Origin of the sequence: Streptococcus sobrinus DSM 20742 = ATCC 33478 (assembly GCF_000686605.1) — a bacterium.
Lineage (GTDB): Bacteria > Bacillota > Bacilli > Lactobacillales > Streptococcaceae > Streptococcus > Streptococcus sobrinus.
Genome location: NZ_JMLC01000033.1, coordinates 1 through 17156, shown reverse-complemented (window position 1 = coordinate 17156; position 17156 = coordinate 1). Strand labels below are relative to the sequence as shown.

At 45.5% G+C, this 17156-nt stretch carries 16 protein-coding genes and 2 pseudogenes; 13 read left to right on the top strand and 5 right to left on the bottom strand.

Going from position 1 to position 17156, the window contains the following annotated elements; genetic code table 11:
- From BS63_RS0109365 to BS63_RS1000000111430, 5 genes and pseudogenes are all read left to right on the top strand, one after another.
- Positions 1 to 309 (top strand): IS30 family transposase (locus BS63_RS0109365; protein ID WP_028798443.1); only part of this gene is annotated, 309 nt, incomplete at its 5' end.
- A gap of 110 nt (positions 310 to 419) precedes the next feature.
- Positions 420 to 859: pseudogene (locus BS63_RS1000000111435) on the top strand (PTS sugar transporter subunit IIA); the annotation flags it as partial.
- Between the two features lie 181 nt (positions 860 to 1040).
- The gene (locus BS63_RS0109355) at positions 1041 to 1343 is read left to right on the top strand and encodes a PTS fructose transporter subunit IIB (protein WP_002960752.1); all 303 of its coding nucleotides are present in this window, start codon (positions 1041 to 1043) and stop codon (positions 1341 to 1343) included.
- Positions 1344 to 1355: 12 nt separating this feature from the next.
- Positions 1356 to 2447, top strand: a complete 1092-nt coding sequence (locus BS63_RS0109350; protein ID WP_002960754.1) for a PTS fructose transporter subunit IIC — start codon at positions 1356 to 1358, stop codon at positions 2445 to 2447.
- Between the two features lie 25 nt (positions 2448 to 2472).
- Positions 2473 to 3366 (top strand): annotated as a pseudogene (locus BS63_RS1000000111430) (ketose-bisphosphate aldolase).
- Positions 3367 to 3475: 109 nt separating this feature from the next.
- Here the strand turns inward: BS63_RS1000000111430 and BS63_RS0109340 are convergent.
- The 4 genes from BS63_RS0109340 to hslO are packed head-to-tail and all read right to left on the bottom strand — an operon-like array spanning position 3476 to position 7279.
- Positions 3476 to 4492, bottom strand: a complete 1017-nt coding sequence (locus BS63_RS0109340) for a YdcF family protein (protein ID WP_002960758.1) — start codon at positions 4490 to 4492, stop codon at positions 3476 to 3478.
- Positions 4493 to 4504: 12 nt separating this feature from the next.
- Positions 4505 to 5404, bottom strand: coding sequence for a TDT family transporter (locus tag BS63_RS0109335; RefSeq protein ID WP_282705104.1), 900 nt, complete (start codon positions 5402 to 5404; stop codon positions 4505 to 4507).
- A gap of 35 nt (positions 5405 to 5439) precedes the next feature.
- Positions 5440 to 6420: a tRNA dihydrouridine synthase DusB gene (gene dusB, locus BS63_RS0109330; protein WP_002960762.1), complete on the bottom strand. Its 981-nt coding sequence runs from the start codon at positions 6418 to 6420 to the stop codon at positions 5440 to 5442.
- Positions 6407 to 7279, bottom strand: a complete 873-nt coding sequence (gene hslO / locus BS63_RS0109325; protein ID WP_028798562.1) for an Hsp33 family molecular chaperone HslO — start codon at positions 7277 to 7279, stop codon at positions 6407 to 6409. Before hslO ends, dusB begins: the two co-directional genes overlap by 14 nt.
- Before the next feature lie 486 nt (positions 7280 to 7765).
- Between hslO and yajC the strand changes: the two genes are divergently transcribed.
- The 8 genes from yajC (at position 7766) to BS63_RS0109285 (ending at position 15611) form a co-directional block, all read left to right on the top strand.
- Positions 7766 to 8125, top strand: coding sequence for a preprotein translocase subunit YajC (gene yajC, locus BS63_RS0109320; RefSeq protein ID WP_002960764.1), 360 nt, complete (start codon positions 7766 to 7768; stop codon positions 8123 to 8125).
- A 277-nt stretch (positions 8126 to 8402) separates the two neighbouring features.
- The gene (gene uppS, locus BS63_RS0109315; protein ID WP_002960766.1) at positions 8403 to 9158 is read left to right on the top strand and encodes an undecaprenyl pyrophosphate synthase; all 756 of its coding nucleotides are present in this window, start codon (positions 8403 to 8405) and stop codon (positions 9156 to 9158) included.
- Between the two features lie 12 nt (positions 9159 to 9170).
- The gene (locus BS63_RS0109310; RefSeq protein ID WP_002960768.1) at positions 9171 to 9965 is read left to right on the top strand and encodes a phosphatidate cytidylyltransferase; all 795 of its coding nucleotides are present in this window, start codon (positions 9171 to 9173) and stop codon (positions 9963 to 9965) included.
- A 304-nt stretch (positions 9966 to 10269) separates the two neighbouring features.
- On the top strand, positions 10270 to 11535 hold the full coding sequence (rseP, locus tag BS63_RS0109305) for an RIP metalloprotease RseP (RefSeq protein WP_028798561.1): 1266 nt from the start codon (positions 10270 to 10272) through the stop codon (positions 11533 to 11535).
- Positions 11536 to 11824: 289 nt separating this feature from the next.
- Positions 11825 to 13684: a proline--tRNA ligase gene (locus BS63_RS0109300; RefSeq protein WP_028798560.1), complete on the top strand. Its 1860-nt coding sequence runs from the start codon at positions 11825 to 11827 to the stop codon at positions 13682 to 13684.
- Between the two features lie 126 nt (positions 13685 to 13810).
- Positions 13811 to 14587 carry an MBL fold metallo-hydrolase gene (locus BS63_RS0109295; protein ID WP_019771531.1) on the top strand — a complete coding sequence of 259 codons (777 nt, stop codon included), beginning with the start codon at positions 13811 to 13813 and terminating at the stop codon, positions 14585 to 14587.
- Positions 14587 to 15060, top strand: coding sequence for a tRNA adenosine(34) deaminase TadA (gene tadA, locus BS63_RS0109290; RefSeq protein ID WP_002963331.1), 474 nt, complete (start codon positions 14587 to 14589; stop codon positions 15058 to 15060). Before BS63_RS0109295 ends, tadA begins: the two co-directional genes overlap by 1 nt.
- Entirely contained in the window at positions 15057 to 15611 is a 555-nt protein-coding gene (locus BS63_RS0109285; protein WP_002963329.1) for a hypothetical protein, read from the top strand. Before tadA ends, BS63_RS0109285 begins: the two co-directional genes overlap by 4 nt.
- 60 nt (positions 15612 to 15671) lie before the next feature.
- On the opposite strand, the gene BS63_RS0109280 is transcribed toward BS63_RS0109285, so the two are convergent.
- The gene (locus tag BS63_RS0109280; protein WP_028798431.1) at positions 15672 to 17066 is read right to left on the bottom strand and encodes an ISNCY family transposase; all 1395 of its coding nucleotides are present in this window, start codon (positions 17064 to 17066) and stop codon (positions 15672 to 15674) included.
- Between the last annotated feature and the right edge of the window lie 90 nt (positions 17067 to 17156).

Below are 17156 nucleotides of genomic sequence, written 5' to 3'. Positions count from 1 at the left end.
CTTTGTAAGCTATTTCCAAAAGAGGCTCTTAAAACCTTCACTTCAGACAGGGGAAAAGAGTTTGCCTGCTATCCTCTGGTAGAGAATTTAGGAATTTCCTTTTTCTTTGCGGACGCCTATTCATCCTGGCAGAGAGGAAGCAATGAAAACGCAAATGGCTTACTAAGAGAATATTTCCCAAAGAAAACAGATTTAGCCGCTATCTCTGATGAGGTTTTGAACAAGGCTTTATATGATATCAATCACCGACCACGAAAATGTTTAGCTTACAGAACTGCTAGTGAAGCTCTAGAGGATGAGTTCAAGTAAATGTTGCACTTATTCTTGCAATTTATCGGAAAAAGAAGTTAGTGACATCAAACTAATTAGGGTGTAGGATACAAGTAAAGAAAGATAAAACGAGAAAGGAGAAATGGAAGATGGGCTCTAATAATATGGATATATCAAAAATAGTAACTCCCGACTTAATCTCACTTGACTTGAAATCAATACAAAATTAGGTGTTATTGAGGAGCTGACTGACTTATTATACAAAGCTCGCGATGTTAGTAATAAGCAGGATTTTATTGAAGATGTACTCTATCGAGAGACGGAGGGTCTGACAGGGATTGGACAAGGTGTTGCTATTCCTCATGGTAAATCTCCCGCAGTTAGTAATACTACCATTGCGATTGGCCTATCAAAACTCCCCATTGAATGGGAAAGCCTTGATGGGGAGCCTGTAACAGCGGTAATTCTTTTCGCAGTCAGGGATAAAGATTCAAATACGCTCCACCTAAAATTACTGCAAAAGGTAGCAATGCTGTTAGCGGATGAAGGATTTATTGATAAATTGCACAAGGTTTCATCGAAGGAAGAGTTTGGGACAAAAAGATTTCAATTTTCAAAAATCTTAATTATTAAGCCCTTCAAATCTATAATTAAATGCGAAAAGCGAACAAAGCAGAATTCTGATTACCAGAAAACTAGTTTTGTTCGCTTTTTATATTTGAGGTCGGACTTTTGTCCCAGCCTCTTGAAATAAAAAAGGAGGTAACAGAATGAAAATTGTAGCTGTAGCTGCTTGTACTTCGGGAATTGCTCACACTTATATCGCAAAACAGAAACTCATTCGTGCCGCTGAGTCTTTAGGACACACTATTCATGTAGAGATTCAAGGAACAATAGGTGTGGAGGATGAAATTAAAAATGCAGATGTAGCTATCCTAGCAGTCGATATCCAAACGACAGGTAACGATCGTTTTAAGGACTTACCGACTATTAAAGTGCCGACTTCAGTTGTTATTAAAGCTCCAAAACAATTACTTGAAGAAGTAGAGGTGAAGTTACGGAGTAAGAAATAAGGAGGAAAAATAATGAAGAAAGTTGGTCAAGAGATAAAACGCCACTTGATGACTGCCATATCTTATATGCTACCTTTGGTTGTTGCATCAGGGCTTCTAATCGCAATTGGTAATCTGATGGGCGGGCAGAACGTTGACAGCCTGAAATCGATGTCTATTCCTGATGCCATGACAACTTTAGGTGTTTTTGGGATGGGACTCTTACCTTCCTTTATTGGTGGCTATATTTCGTACTCGATTGCTGACAGACCTGGTATTGCTCCTGGTTTCTTAATGGGTCAAATTGCATCATTCTTGGGAGCAGGGTTCTTAGGAGGAATTATTGGTGGATTCATTTCCGGGTATATTGCACTTTTAATTAAGAAGTATTTAAAAGTTCCAAATTGGGCTCAAGCTCTCATGCCAATGATGATTATTCCTACTCTGTCTGCCATTATCGGCGGTTTAATCATGTTCTTCGTTCTTGGAGGACCTTTAACAGTCGCAACGGTTGCTTTAACAGGCTTTATTAAGGGATTGGATCAATCTCAAAAAGCCCTCTATGGATTTATCATCGGTTTTATTGGTTGTTTGGATTATGGGGGTGCAATCTCAAAGGTTCCGAACCTTATCTGCGATGGTCTGCTACTAGATGGTATTACAGGTCCTGAAGGCATTAAAGTTCTTGCCGCTATGGTGCCACCAATTGGCGTTACTTTCGCTTATCTATTGTCAAGGATTGTCAAAAAGCCAATCTATTCCAAACAAGAAGTCAACGCCATTAAGGTGGCTTTTCCAATGGGGTTATGTATGATTTCCGAAGGGGTTATCCCAATCACAATGGATAATTTGATTCGGACAGTCATTGCAACTTCACTGGGGTGCGGAGTTACTGGAGCCATTAGTTACGCCTTTGATAATGGTAGTCCAGTACCTTCTGGTGGTATCTTCGTCATTCCAGCTATGTCCAAGCCTCTAGTAGCTATAATTGCTCTACTTATTGGTTCTTGTTTGACAGCAGTTATTCTTGTCCTTTTGAAGAAAAGACGCAATGAAAATGAAGAAGACTTTGATTTGGATGATAGTGAAGAAGAAGTAGACCTTTCCGGTCTAACCTTTGAATAATTAAGAAAAATTGGAGGAAACTAATATGTTAATTAATATGGAACAAATGCTAGCGATTGCTAAAGAAAACAAGTTTGCTGTTGGTGCCTATAACATTTCTAATTTGGAGCTGGCTCGGATTGTCATTGAACAATGTGAGGAAGATAATGCCCCTGCCATTATTGAAGTCCACCCTACTGAAGTTTTCTACTGTAAGGATGACTTCTTCGCCTATGTCTTGCAACGGATTAAAAATAGCAAGGTTCCTTTTGTCCTTCACCTAGATCACGGTGATAACTTGGATAGTGTTGCTAGAGCAATTCACAATGGCTTTAGTTCAGTAATGATTGATGGCTCACTTCTGTCATGGGATGAAAATGTAGATATCACAAGAAAAACCGTTGAAATGTGCCATAGAGTTGGTGTTAGCGTTGAAGGTGAGTTAGGGACAATCGGGTCAGACAGGGACAGCTGTTGAAGATGGTCTGAAGAATGGTATTTACACTAAGCCAGAAGATGCCAAACGCTTTGTTGAAGAAACAGGAGTAGATACCCTAGCTTTTGGTATTGGTACAGCTCACGGTATTTATCCAAAGAATGTTACCCCTGAGATCCGGATTGACATCCTGAAAGATATTGTTGGGCAAGTCGATGTTCCTCTGGTTCTCCATGGCAGTTCTTCAAATCCTGATGAACAGATTGCCGAAGCTGTTAAGAATGGTATCTCAAAGGTTAATATTTCATCTGACTTCAAGCACGCCTTTTTCGATAAGGTTAGGGAAGTTTTGGCGAACGACCAAGGATGGGACCCAAACAATCTATTCCCAGTTTATATTGAAGAAGGAAAGAAGGTCGTCCATCATAAAAATCAACTATTGATGCCCTCGGTAAGGCTCCTCTCTATAATGAACTGTCACCATGGAGGGTGGAATTTCTATAAATAAGCCTAGTCTATGTAGTTATTAGCTTGGTAAATAGTGTATGGTAATAACTAAAAGGCCAGTCCAATTGCTTATTGGGCTGGCCTTTTCAACTTCAGTTTCCTTTTTCTACCTCAGCAAACTCCAGCCGATAAGGACAAGATGAAGGGCGACAATAAAGAGAAGCACCCCACCATGCAGGTGACGCTTGAAATAAAGATAACCGATGAATTCCCGAATGTAGGCATTGAGAGAAAAATAGAATTTGGTCTTTGCTCCATAACCGATACAAGGAATTCCTAAGTCACGAGCTGTCAGTAGAGCCCGAAATAGATGATAATAGTTGGTCACAATGGCCAGATTGGCCTTATTTGCCATTAAGTGGCTGGAAAATCGCAGGTTTTCTCTGGTATTTTTGGATCTATCTTCAATGATAATGTCTTTTTCTGGGACACCTTGAGAGAGAGCATACTTGGCCATGGCCTGACCTTCGGCAATCAATTCATCCTTGCCTTGACCTCCAGACAATATTAGACGACAATCAGGGTGTTTTTGATAAATCTCAATCCCCTTTTTGATGCGACTGGCTAACAAGGGGGTGACCTTATCCCCCATGAGGCCACTTCCTAGCACTAAAACATAATCTATGGACCTCTTGAACCAGTGAATCAGGTTTAAAAAGCTAGAGATGGTATAGGCACTGATGAGGAGGATGAGATAGATGACCATGGTCGTCACCAGGGATAAGAGGCCGGTGACCAGACTATTTTCCTTATAATGGCTGGCAATCATCTGGAAAAGGTAGGGGAAGGCTAGCAGACTCAGGCCAATTCCCAGAGAGAGGAGATTCTTAAGAGCATGTCCCTCGCGTTTAATCAGTTGAATCCCCTTGACCAAGAGGGTGATGATGAGGATGCTTGGTCCAGCCAAGAGAGGAAGGATGACTAGAAAAATGGCTAAGGATAGCAAGAATTTGAGAATTCTCAGGTCGAATTGATTAGCCAAATAGAAGAGGGTGGCTCCTAGAAAAAGGAGGGCCAAAACGAAATAAATTCCTAATAATAGGGTTCTGGGCTCTCTGTAATAGGTCAGTCCGAGGAGGACGAGGAAAAAGATGGTCAATAAAACTAGGGGCAAAATCGTCATATAAGATCCAATCTAGGCCTTAGATTTAGAAAGATAATAGAGGTAGGCCAAGGCGACATAGGCCACGATGAGTGAGGCTAGTCCAATCTCAAAATTACTCAGGCTTACTAGCCAGCCTTCTGTCAACTGCAATCTCATTAAACTCAATTTGAGGGCTGTTGCCGTGCTGACACTGGGGAAGGTGAAGGCAGAAAAGCCAGGGACAAACCAGGTTTTGAGATGACGAGCAAGATAAAGAAAACTCCCCCAATAAAATCCCTGTGATAGCAAGAGCAATAGTAGCAAAAAAGCAGGATGACCACTAGGATAGAGCTGCAAAAAGGCTAAGAGCAGCAGAGAACTTGGGGCCGCCATGATAGCTATATTAGGCAGTTCCTGCTCTCTTAAGGGCCATTTAGCTAGCCGATAGAATAAGGCAAGCATCAGTATCAGATAGGCTAGGAAGGTCAAGTAAAAAATCACCTGCCCCAGAAGGACCTGTCTAACTAGTCTGGCCGTTATAGAGGCAGCGGCGGGGCCAACATAGATAACGAACCAACCTGGATAAACCTGCTCCCAGCTCGCTTGTTTTTTAGCTCGGATGCTAAAAAGAATTAGGAAAGTTAGGTGACCCAGTAAACCGAGAGCCCAGATACTAAGCAGATAAGGCTTTGCCAGGGGAAGGACCAAGGGCGAGAGCATCATGGCCATGAAATAGGTCGGAAAAGTCGAGGCAGCTAAGAGGCTGGTCAATTGTTTTTGACAGTCTTTTTTATTGAGTAAGAAATAGCCAGCCAAGACTAACCACAATCCTAGACAGAGCAAGAGAAGTGAGTAACCCACCGGACGATTGACAAATTTTGTTATCAAATTGGTCAGGGCAGTCAAGCCCAATAAGAGCCCCGTTAAAGCCAATGGTAGTCTTCTTTTCATAATTATCCTTCCCACATGGTCCAGTCAAGTATTCTCTATGTTGGAATTCTGTCAAAGATTTCCTTGACCTGGTCTAGGGTTTCAGCACGAGCAACAGCTCCGCGGATTTTGGCAGCACCTGAAGTGCCTCGCAGGTAGTAAGGAGCCAGGCCACGAAATTCTCGGACAGCAATTTTTTCTCCCTTGAGGTCAACCAATCGGCTGAGATGATCGTAGGCAATCGCCAATTTCTTAGCGAAGGTCAAATCAGGCAAGACCTCTCCGGTTTCAAAGAAATGGTTGATTTGGGTGAAGAGGTAAGGGTTGTTGAGGGCGCCGCGACCAATCATAACCGCATCACAGCCTACCTCATCAATCATAAATTTAGCATCTTCCACGGTTTTAATGTCGCCATTGCCGATAAAGGGAATGGTCTTGATGGCTTGTGCCACCTGGGCTAGGGTTTCATGGTCGCAGTGGCCGGTGTACATCTGTTCTCGAGTCCGGCCGTGCATAGCCAGAGCAGCCACACCAGCTTCCTCAGCCGCTAGGGCATTTTCGACAGCCAGAGAGTTATCCGCCCAGCCGGTCCGCATCTTGACAGTCAGAGGGATATTGAGAACGGACTTAACAGTTTTCACCACCTGATAAATCTTGTCAGGGTCCTTGAGCCACATGGCCCCAGCTTCGTTTTTGACAATCTTGTTGACCGGGCAGCCCATATTGATGTCCACCAAGTCCGTCTTGGTGTTAGCCTGAATAAATTCTGCTGCTCGAGCCAGGCTGTCACCGTCATTGCCGAAAAGCTGGATGGAAACAGGGTGCTCGCCCTCATCAATATGGAGCATGTGGAGGGTCTTTTCGTTATTGTAGAGAATACCCTTGTCAGAAACCATCTCCATGACAACCAGGCCAGCCCCGAATTCCTTGGCAATGGTCCGGAAGGCTGAATTGGTCACGCCCGCCATGGGAGCCAGCACAGTGCGGTGAGGAATCTCGACGTTCCCAATCATGAAGGCCGAATTAAGCTTGGTCATTAATGATGTCCTCCAGGTCTTTTTCATCAAAGTTGTAGGTCTTGCCGCAGAATTGGCAGGTAATCTCCGCACCACGGTCCTCATCCTTCATGGCCCGCAATTCTTCCTTAGCTAGATTAGCTAGGGCTGCTTGAAAACGCTCCTTGCTACAGTCACAGGCAAAGGAAAGGTCTTCTTCCGCCAGAATCTTGTAGGGTTCATCGCCGTAGATGGCCTCAATCAGGGCCTGGGTGTGGTTGTCGGACTCTAGGAGGCTAGAGATAGCCGGCATTTCCTGAATGCGTTTTTCAAAACAGGCAATCTCCTCTTCCTTGGCATCAGGAAGGACTTGGAGCATGAAGCCACCAGCCACCTTAACCTTGTCATTTTCATCCAAAAGGACATTGAGGCCGACAGCCGACGGTGTTTGCTCGCTTTCGGTCAAGAAGTAGGCGAAATCCTCACCAATTTCTCCTGAAACTAGGGGCGTTGTCGAAGTATAAGGACGACCGGTGCCGTAGTCAATGATGGAGACAAATTGCCCCTGCCCCATGAAGGGCCCGACCAAGACCTCGCCAGTAGCAGTCTTCTTAATGTCAACGCCAGGGTTTTGGATGTAGCCCTTGACATGGCCAGCCGTATCGGCGACAGAGATAATGTGGCCAAAAGAGCTGTTACCAATGACCTTGACCGTAACCTTGGCCAGGCCTTTTTGGTTGGCAGCCAGGATTTGGTTGGCGATCAGGGTGCGACCTAGGGCCACGGTTGATGATGATAGGGTGCCATGCTTTTCTTGGGCAGTCTTGACTGTTTGCGTGCTATCCAAGATATAGGCCCGAAAAGAGCCAGAACTTGCAATTGTTTTAATCAGTTTATCCATAGTGCTTCTATTATAGCATAAAAGAAGCCTGGAGATACTCGGGCCACACTGTCTACCTGTCGTCTCCAAACTGGTAACAATAGTCTGCTCTAAAAGGACTTTATAGGCTTGTTTAGTGATAAGAAGATACCTGGTCAATACCACTAGTTTGTCTGGTCTAGTAAGGTAGCCAATCACTCTTAGAAAGATAGGGCTTAGCCACTCTTAGGAAATTGAAGTCTGAGGGAGTAAAGACTTGTCCGAACAGGTAATATCATCCCACCCAATCCATGATAGAAAGAAGGGGCAACAGGTTCCCATTCAGATCTATCCATGATAGTTTGTCCTTAGGGCTACCAAACTCGGTGTCAAAGAATTTTCATAAAAGTTTGTAAACTAAGCTTTCAACCTTGCCCTTATCTTTCTATCCTTGTGCAAGTTTTCTTGCCTGCCCCCTTAAAATCTGGTATAGTTATCTCTAAAGATATATTGGAGGGTTCTTTTATTATGCAATTTACAGGTATTTTTATCTTGCTTATTCTTCTTGGAGGAATGACGTTTATGTCCTCACGGACACAAAAAAAACAAAGACAAGCGCGTGATGAAATGCAGACGAAACTGGTTAAAGGTGCAGAAGTAGAAACTATCGGTGGTCTGATTGCGACTGTTGATGAAGTTGACCAAGCTAATAACCGTATCGTTCTTGATGCCGAAGGGGTTTATTTGACCTTTGATTTGCAACGTTCAATCTTGAAGGTCATCTCGTCACCAGCTAGTGAATCAGCTGTCTCAACTGATGAACAAGCTAAGGATAGCGAGCAAACTAAAGAAGATAATGACCAAGCCGAAACAGCTATTGAAGAATAATCTCGTCCGAAGCTTATAGCTCAGATACTCATTCAGCTAGAAAGCTTAGGCCTAGCAAGGCTGTACCCGACTTCGACATAAACAAAGCTCAATCTCTTGGGGTTGGGCTTTTTGAGTATATAAAATATTCAATTAGGTCTCATTAACAGGGTGTCCCCGTGCTTACTTAGGTCCTTATAACTGGCTTCTAGTCTAGGAAGTCATCTTATGAGTTAGCTTGGTATATGTCACAACTAAAAGTGCAATCTGCCTTAATTTATGGTAAAATTTTAAGAGTATGGCTATATTTAAATTCAAGAAAAATCAAGAGACGCAGAGTCTGGAAAAAATCCCCAAACACATTGGGATTATTATGGATGGCAATGGTCGCTGGGCCAAGAAACGCCTGCAACCACGTGTCATGGGCCACAAGGCTGGTATGGATGCCCTGCAAAGGGTGACCATCAAGGCTTCTGATCTGGGGGTCAAGGTCTTGACCGTCTATGCCTTTTCAACAGAAAACTGGTCTCGCCCTGCCGATGAGGTCAAATTCATCATGAATCTGCCCGTTGAGTTTTTCGACAAGTACGTGCCTGAGCTCCATAAGAATAAGGTCCGAGTTCAGGTCATCGGAGATGCCAGCAAGTTACCCCAGGCAACCTTTGATGCTATGGAGCGGGCCTGTGCCAAGACCAAGCACAATTCTGGTCTGGTCTTAAACTTTGCCCTCAACTATGGTGGTCGAGCAGAGATAGCCGCAGCAGTTCAGGCTCTGGCTCAGGAAGTTAAAGATGGGGAGTTAGACCCGACAGCTATTGACGAAGACCTGATAGCCAATCACTTGATGACCAAGGACCTGCCATATTTGTACCGAGATCCAGATTTGATTATTCGGACCAGCGGTGAGTTGCGGCTGAGCAACTTTCTGCCCTGGCAGGCAGCCTATAGCGAATTTTACTTTACCAAGGTGCTCTGGCCAGATTTCAATGAAGACGAATTGGTCCAAGCCATTGCTGAATTTAACCACCGCCAGAGACGCTTCGGTGGTGTCTAAGAGGAGACAAGTATGCGTGAACGTGTGATTTACGGGGGGATTGCTGGTGCCATCTTTCTAGCCTTCTTATGGCTGGGCCACCTTCCCTTTCAATTATTCGTCGGAGTTTTGGCCATGATTGGGATCTCCGAGCTTTTCAAAATGAAGGACCTAGAAATCTTTTCCTTTGAAGGAGTTCTGGCCATGTTGGCAGCCTTTGTGCTGACGGTTCCTATGGGGACCTATCTGACCTTCCTGCCCTTGGATGCCAGCTGGACCTGTTTTGGTCTCATCAGCTTTATGCTTTTGGCCGGAACAGTTTTTAACAGCGACACCTATTCCTTTGACGATGCGGTCTTCCCCATTGCCTCGGCGGTCTATATTGGCTTTGGTTTCCAAAATCTGGTCAATGCTCGTCTGGACAGTATCAATAAGGTCCTCTTTGCCATTTTTATCGTCTGGGCCACCGATATTGGTGCCTATATGATTGGTCGCCAATTCGGACAAAATAAACTGATGCCCAAGGTCTCACCCAATAAAACTATTGAAGGGAGCCTGGGAGGAATTCTCTCAGCCCTGGTGGTCTCCCTCATTTTCATGTTGGTGGACAAGACCGTTTACAGTCCCAAGTCCTTCCTCGTCACCATGATTTTGGTGGTCGTCTTTAGTGCCTTTGCCCAATTTGGTGACCTGGTGGAAAGTTCCATCAAGCGTCACTTTGGTGTTAAGGACTCCGGAAAATTGATTCCAGGACATGGAGGCATTCTCGACCGCTTTGACAGCATGATTTTTGTTTTTCCTATCATGCATTTCTTTGGATTATTCTAATGTTCTTTGATTTTCAAAACTTTCAACTTACAAATCTGGTCCTATCCTGAAAAAAGTGGCATTGGTTTAACCAATGATCCAAGGACAAGGTGATACTTTCGCCAAAGTGGTATTCTTAGCAACAAATACAGTTGTTGCTAAGAACGGTTTTTTGAGACCGAGGCTCAAAAAATAGCAATGAAACTCCGTAAGGAGATTGCTTGCAACCGCACTGTTTAAGAAAGTATCAAAAGAATAAATTTTGATTTTCGAAGAGTCTAATCACTGGGTGGGCTTGGCCCACCTCGCCATTTAGAGGTTATCAATGCTTTTAAACATTATTATCTTCATCATCGTCTTCGGGATTATCGTGACGGTGCATGAATATGGACACTTTTATTTTGCCAAAAGATCGGGCATCCTCGTGCGTGAATTTGCCATCGGGATGGGGCCGAAAATCTTTGCCCATATTGGCAAGGATGGTACGGCCTACACCATTCGGATGCTACCTCTGGGTGGTTATGTTCGAATGGCTGGTTGGGGCGATGACAAGACTGAAATCAAGATAGGGACCCCTGTCAGCCTAAGCCTGAATGAACAAGGCCTGGTCTCTCGAATTAATCTGTCAGACAAGCAACTGGATAATGACAGCCTGCCCATGAATGTGACTGCCTACGATTTAGAAGACCAGTTGCAAATCACAGGACTGGTGCTGGATGAAACCAAGACTTACTCGGTTGACCATGATGCCACTATCGTCGAGGAGGATGGAACCGAAATCCGCATTGCTCCGTTGGATGTCCAGTATCAAAATGCTAGTGTCTGGGGCCGGATGATTACCAACTTTGCTGGTCCCATGAATAATTTCATTCTGGGGACCCTGGTCCTCATCCTTATGGTTTTCATGCAGGGTGGTGCCCCCAATCCTAATACCAATGCCATCCGCGTCGCTGACGGCGGCCCAGCTCAAACCGCTGGACTTAAGACTGGCGATAAGATTTTAAGTATCGGTGATAAGAAGGTTGAGAATTGGGAGGACCTGACCCAGGCAGTCGCTAGCTCAACCAAGGGCCTGAAAAAGGATGGTTCAATTAGCCTAACCGTCAAGGACAAATCCAAGCAGGTCAAGAAGATTCAGGTCAAGCCCAAGAAGTCTAATGGCTCCTACCTGATTGGCGTTCAGCAGGCTCTCAAGACAGATTTTTGGAGCAAGCTGGTCGGTGGCTTCAACCTGGCCCTGACTGCCATGACCCAACTGATTCGGGCGGTGGGCAATATCATTCTCCACTTTAGCCTTAATAAACTGGGTGGTCCTGTGGCCATGTATCAGATGGTTGGACAGGCAGCCCACTCCGGCCTGGTGGATGTTCTTTTTCTGATGGGCATGCTATCCATGAATCTGGGCGTGGTCAATCTCTTTCCAATTCCGGCTCTGGATGGCGGTAAGATCCTCATCAATATTATCGAGGCCATCCGTCGCAAGCCCCTCAAGCAAGAAACAGAAACCTATATCACCCTAGTCGGTGTGGCCATTATGTTGGTGCTCATGGTTGCCGTCACCTGGAACGACATCATGCGGGCCTTCTTCTAATATTCAATGAAAATCAAACGTTGACGGGAGCAAGGCCCTCAGCCAGCAAGTGGAGGAAAACATCAATCGCTCATTTGATTGTCAACTCAGAAAAATTGTTTATTCTCCTTTATCCCAACCTTGCCCTGCAAGAAGCTCCGGTGGCCGTTCTTGTCGCAAGTCCAGACAGAAAATTTTGCCTTGTCCCCTAGCTCTTTTAATGTTCAGAGCCTATAAATCTACCAGTTCCTCTATCTTCATAACTCTAGTTGAAAGGAAAGCCCTGTCTCTTGGCGGGGCGAAAAAACTCATGAAACAATCTCAAATGTTGATTCCAACTCTGCGGGAAATGCCAAGTGATGCCCAAGTTATTAGCCACGCTCTCATGGTTCGGGCTGGCTACGTCCGCCAGGTTACGTCCGGTGTCTATTCCTACCTGCCTCTGGCCAATCGGGTTATCGAAAAATTCAAGACCATCATGCGAGAAGAATTCGATAAGATTGGAGCAGTCGAAATGCTGGCTCCAGCCCTCTTGACCGCTGATCTTTGGAAGGAATCTGGACGGTACGATACTTATGGAGAAGACCTCTATAAGCTCAAAAACCGTGACCAGGCCGAGTTCATCCTAGGACCAACCCACGAAGAAACCTTCACAACCCTGGTTCGAGATTCGGTCAAGTCCTACAAGCAACTGCCCATGAATCTTTACCAAATTCAGGCCAAGTATCGTGATGAAAAACGTCCCCGCAACGGTCTTTTGCGGACGCGGGAATTTATCATGAAGGATGGTTACAGCTTCCATGCTAACTACGACAGCCTGGATGATACCTATGAAGACTACCGCAAGGCCTATGAAGCTATCTTCACCCGGGCGGGACTTGATTTCAAGGGCATCATTGGTGATGGCGGTGCCATGGGTGGTAAGGATAGTCAAGAATTTATGGCAGTGACTCCTGACCGGACCGACATTAATCACTGGGTCGTCTTGGATAAATCAATCAATTCGCTAGAGGAAATTCCCGAGGATGTCATGGCTCAAATCAAGGATGAGCTTAATAACTGGTTGGTTTCTGGAGAAGACATCATTGCCTACTCTGACCAGTCCAACTATGCAGCTAATCTAGAGATGGCTACCAGCCTCTACAAGCCTAGTCAGGCTGTCACAACCCAAGAAGAAGTAACCAAGGTTCAAACTCCAGATTGCAAGACCATTGACGATGTCGCAGCCTTCCTCAAGGTCGATGAAGGCCAAACCATCAAGACCCTCTTCTTTATGGCAGATGACCAGCCAGTCGTTGCCCTCTTGGTGGGTAATGACCAGGTTAATGATGTCAAGCTCAAGAACTATTTGGGAGCTGACTTTCTTGAATCGGCCAATGAAGACCAGGCAAAAGCAACATTCGGGGCAAAATTTGGTTCCCTAGGACCAGTTGGTCTACCAGATGAAGTGATCATTATCGCCGACCGCAAGGTGCAAGACCTTGCTAATGCTGTTGTCGGGGCCAATGAGGATGGCTACCACCTGACCGGTGTTAACCCTGGCCGCGATTTCACTCCTAAAGATTATGTTGATATCCGTGAGGTCAAGGAAGGTGAGCCTTCACCAGACGGTCAAGGAGCCCTCAAGTTCGCCCGCGGAATTGAAATTGGCCACATCTTTAAACTAGGAACCCGCTACTCAGAAAGTATGGGAGCCAATATCCTCGATGAAAATGGCCGTTCTACCCCAATTATCATGGGTTGTTACGGTATCGGCGTCAGCCGGATTCTCTCAGCTGTCATCGAGCAGCACGCCCGCCTCTTTGTCAATAAGACTCCTAAGGGGGCCTATCGCTTTAGCTGGGGCATCAATTTCCCTAAGGAATTGGCTCCATTTGATGTCCATCTGATTACGGTCAATACCAAGGACCAAGCAGCTCAAGACCTGACCGCCCAGTTGGAAGGCCAATTGACAGGAGCTGGCTACCAAGTCCTGACCGATGACCGCAACGAGCGGGTCGGCTCTAAATTCTCCGACAGCGACCTGATTGGTCTGCCAATCCGAGTGACCGTTGGAAAAAAGGCAGCCGAAAACATCGTTGAAGTCAAAATCAAAGCGACTGGCGACACCATCGAAGTTAATGCTCAAAACCTCCTAGAAACCTTGCCTATCCTGACCAAGGAATCTTGAATAATCTAGAAGACTGTCACCGCCTTGCGGAGGCAGTTTTTCCTTCTCTTTCTTGAAAATTGAGGCCTTGGCTACTTTTCAATGCAGATTTGTTATAATAGACCTAAAAGAAAAGAAGGTGATTCTATGAAATTAACAACGCTGGGATGCTGGGGCGCCTATCCCTATCAGGATGGTGGGACAACCTCCTATTTGGTGACCGGTCATAATGGTTTTCAGCTACTTATGGACGCAGGAAGTCGGGCGGTGACCGAGCTAGAAAAGGAAATCAGTCCGCTGGATTTGGATGCGGTTATCATCAGTCACTACCACCCCGACCATGTAGCTGATTTGGGCGTGCTCCGCCACTATTTCCAACTCTACCCCAAACATCTCTGGGAACCTAAGGTCTTGCCAATTTACGGTCACGATGAGGACCGCTATGAATTTGCCAAACTGACCATGGATGGCGTTTCCCAAGGTCATGCTTATGATGTGACCGGCATTGAGCAAATCGGTCCCTTTGATATCAGCTTCATCAAGACGGTCCATCCCGTTCCTTGCTATGCTTTTCGGATTGTGGAAAGGGAGACCGGACAGGTCCTGGTCTTCACCGGCGATACGGGCTATTTTGATGGTCTAGCCGATTTTGCCAAGGGGGCAGACCTCTTCTTGGCCGATGTCTATCTTTACGAGGGCAATGAAAATCATCCAGCCCACCTGACCTCAAAAGAAGCTGGTCAGATCGCCCAGCAGACTGGCGTTAAAAAATTGGTTCTGACCCATGTGCCACCTCTACCCCCACAAGGGATTGACCCCGACCGTCACTTGGACATTTTACGAGAAGAAACGCAAAACTTTGCTGGAGCCATTCCCGTAGAATTGGCTCAGCCCCAAAAGGCTTGGGACCTAGGTGCTAACTAATGACCGACTTCACCCAAGACCAAAAAGAAGCCTTCATGCGAGAGGCTCTCAAGGAAGCCCAGAAGTCTCTAGCAAAGGAAGAAATTCCCATCGGCTGTGTCATTGTTAAGGAGGGCCAGATTATCGGCCGTGGTCATAATGCCCGCGAGGACCTCAACCAAGCCATCATGCATGCCGAAATCATGGCCATCAATCAGGCCAATCAAGCTGAGGGGAACTGGCGACTTTTGGATAGCACCCTCTTTGTCACCATCGAGCCCTGCGTCATGTGCAGTGGAGCAATCGGACTGGCCCGCATTCCCCAGGTCATCTACGGGGCAGCCAATCAAAAATTTGGAGCAGCTGGCAGCCTCTATGACATCCTGACCGACCAACGACTCAATCACCGTGTCCAAGTCGAGACTGGCATCTTAGAGGCCGACTGTGCCAAAATCATGCAAGATTTTTTCCGAAATCGGAGGAAGCAAAAATGAAGCAAAAAAAGAACCACATCATAATTGCAAGTTGCTTCTTGCTTTTAAGTTTTCTATTTGCCCTATTTTTAGTCAAAAATATCCCTTTTCAAACCTGGGCCTTTGAGCGTCATCAGAATTTGCTGAGCTGGTATATCCGCCCTGTTCTGATTGTTCCAATCATGTATTTTTCTTACAAGAGACAGATTGTCGGCGTAACAGCCAGCATTTTTGCGCTCTTGACCAGCATGATTTGGTTTCCAGTGCCGAGCGAAACGCCTGCCTTGGTGAGGGAGTTTTTGACCGATGAGCGCCAGTTTTTGCAAGCGACTTGGGGCGTGAAAGAATATCTCTTCGCCTTTCTCGTCGTCAGCTTTTTTATCCTTATCGTGCGGGCAACCTGGCTGCATAGCTGGAAGTTGGTCGGCTTGATTTTGATTGCGACGGCCTTTTTGAAAATGATTTGGTCTTACTTAGATAGCGGCAATGCGGGCTTGACTATTGCTTTACCTGCAATGCTGGGTTTGATTATTTGCCTGCTCGTTGTGGCTTTTTTGAAAAGGGAAAAGTAAGGCTGTCAATCGAAAATGACTTTGTCCCGTCAAAATCAAGTTGATAGGAGAAAAAATCTGCTATAATTGTAGGCGAGAAGCCTTGTTCTTCTCAGCTTGAAATTCTTCATAGGATTTTCCAATCTTATGAAGATATTGTTTGAAAGATGCAAGTTTCCACGGGTGTGATTGTGGAGGAATATACTTGCGTCTTTCTTTTTTCTTTTCTTGGGCTGGTTCAAATTCATCTGAATGGCGTTCGTGTTCCTGTAAAGGCCTAGTAGCATAAGTCTTGTCAGCGATATTGAGGTAGATGTCACCGTTAAAAGCCTCAATAACCAAGGCTTTCGTTTTTCGGGCAAAGAAGACTTCCTTGTCTCCCTCAGTGGGTAAGTAAAACTTGTTTTGATAACGAATATGGTGCCCACTATCAATCACTCTTTCACTCACCCTAGCTAGAAGTAGATTCCTCTGAGCAGGCTTAGGAGCCTCCTCAAAAACGGATAAGCTTGCTTTGGCTCCGAACTGCTTGTTAAACCGCTTGATCCAGCCTTTTAGGTAACGGTTGGCTTGGTCAATGCTTGTGATACCATGCCTTTGGAGGTCAATCGGAAGGCGGGACTGCAGGGTCTGATTGAGCCTTTCGACTCGCCCCTTGGCTTGTGGAATAGATGAGGTCTTGATGGCGATGCCCAGCTGATGGCAGGCGTAGCCAAATTGCGTGAAGGTGTCCTCTTCCATCTTTTTGGACTGTTTAGAGACATAAGTGAAGACTGTTCGCTTATCGGTCAGGAACTGAAAAGGGATGCCTTGGGTTGCAAGAATCTGTTCCAAAACATGGTAGTAGCCCTTCAGGGTTTCTTGGGTGTCAAAGTAAGCCCCGACAATATCACCAGAGGCATCATCAATGGCGACGTGAAGATGGGTTTCCTCTTGTCCAAACCAAAAGAATTGACTGGCATCCATTTGGATAAGCTCGCCTCTATATTTTTTTCTAGCCCGACTAGGATGGGCTTTCTCTGGTTCTTCTAAGAAGTCGCTAGCAGTAGGGAGGAGTGGCTCTTCTTTAGCTTGCTTGCGTTTCTTAGCCTCTTTTTTTAAGCGTTTCTTGGTTTTTCGTTGTGTCTTAGGTGAGAGAAACCCAGCTTGATAGAGGAGCTTTCTCACGGTAGTATCGGAGTAACAGATGCCGTCTTCCTCAGCTAGGAGCTCACAAAAATGAACAACATTAGGTCTCATAGCTCCATAGTCTCGATATTTCCCAATAATTCTTTCTTTGATTTCTGGAGGCATAGTGTGGGCTGGCTGTTTCTGCCTATTCCCATGGATAAAAGCCTGCTTACCCTTATTCTGATAGGCAATGACTAGGCGATTCACCTGCCTTTTGGATATGCCAAGCTCCACACAGGCCCTATTCTTTGTTTTCTTTCCGTCACAGACTGCTTTAATAGTGATATATTTCTTAGTCTCAGTCATGGTTAGCTCATTTTTCCTCATCATTCTAGTTTAACAGATGGGACATTTTCTCCTTCGACCTAACTAAGACATTATCACTTTCGAATGATA

Bases quoted from the DNA above. Each gene is read 5' to 3' on its own strand.
- BS63_RS0109295 (WP_019771531.1), top strand. From the start codon at position 13,811: ATGAAATTAACAACGCTGGGATGCTGGGGCGCCTATCCCTATCAGGAT.
- yajC (WP_002960764.1), top strand. From the start codon at position 7,766: ATGCAATTTACAGGTATTTTTATCTTGCTTATTCTTCTTGGAGGAATG.
- rseP (WP_028798561.1), top strand. From the start codon at position 10,270: ATGCTTTTAAACATTATTATCTTCATCATCGTCTTCGGGATTATCGTG.
- hslO (WP_028798562.1), bottom strand. From the start codon at position 7,279: ATGGATAAACTGATTAAAACAATTGCAAGTTCTGGCTCTTTTCGGGCC.
- tadA (WP_002963331.1), top strand. From the start codon at position 14,587: ATGACCGACTTCACCCAAGACCAAAAAGAAGCCTTCATGCGAGAGGCT.
- BS63_RS0109335 (WP_282705104.1), bottom strand. From the start codon at position 5,404: ATGAAAAGAAGACTACCATTGGCTTTAACGGGGCTCTTATTGGGCTTG.
- BS63_RS0109340 (WP_002960758.1), bottom strand. From the start codon at position 4,492: ATGACGATTTTGCCCCTAGTTTTATTGACCATCTTTTTCCTCGTCCTC.
- BS63_RS0109350 (WP_002960754.1), top strand. From the start codon at position 1,356: ATGAAGAAAGTTGGTCAAGAGATAAAACGCCACTTGATGACTGCCATA.
- dusB (WP_002960762.1), bottom strand. From the start codon at position 6,420: ATGACCAAGCTTAATTCGGCCTTCATGATTGGGAACGTCGAGATTCCT.
- BS63_RS0109280 (WP_028798431.1), bottom strand. From the start codon at position 17,066: ATGACTGAGACTAAGAAATATATCACTATTAAAGCAGTCTGTGACGGA.
- BS63_RS0109355 (WP_002960752.1), top strand. From the start codon at position 1,041: ATGAAAATTGTAGCTGTAGCTGCTTGTACTTCGGGAATTGCTCACACT.
- BS63_RS0109285 (WP_002963329.1), top strand. From the start codon at position 15,057: ATGAAGCAAAAAAAGAACCACATCATAATTGCAAGTTGCTTCTTGCTT.
- BS63_RS0109300 (WP_028798560.1), top strand. From the start codon at position 11,825: ATGAAACAATCTCAAATGTTGATTCCAACTCTGCGGGAAATGCCAAGT.
- uppS (WP_002960766.1), top strand. From the start codon at position 8,403: ATGGCTATATTTAAATTCAAGAAAAATCAAGAGACGCAGAGTCTGGAA.
- BS63_RS0109310 (WP_002960768.1), top strand. From the start codon at position 9,171: ATGCGTGAACGTGTGATTTACGGGGGGATTGCTGGTGCCATCTTTCTA.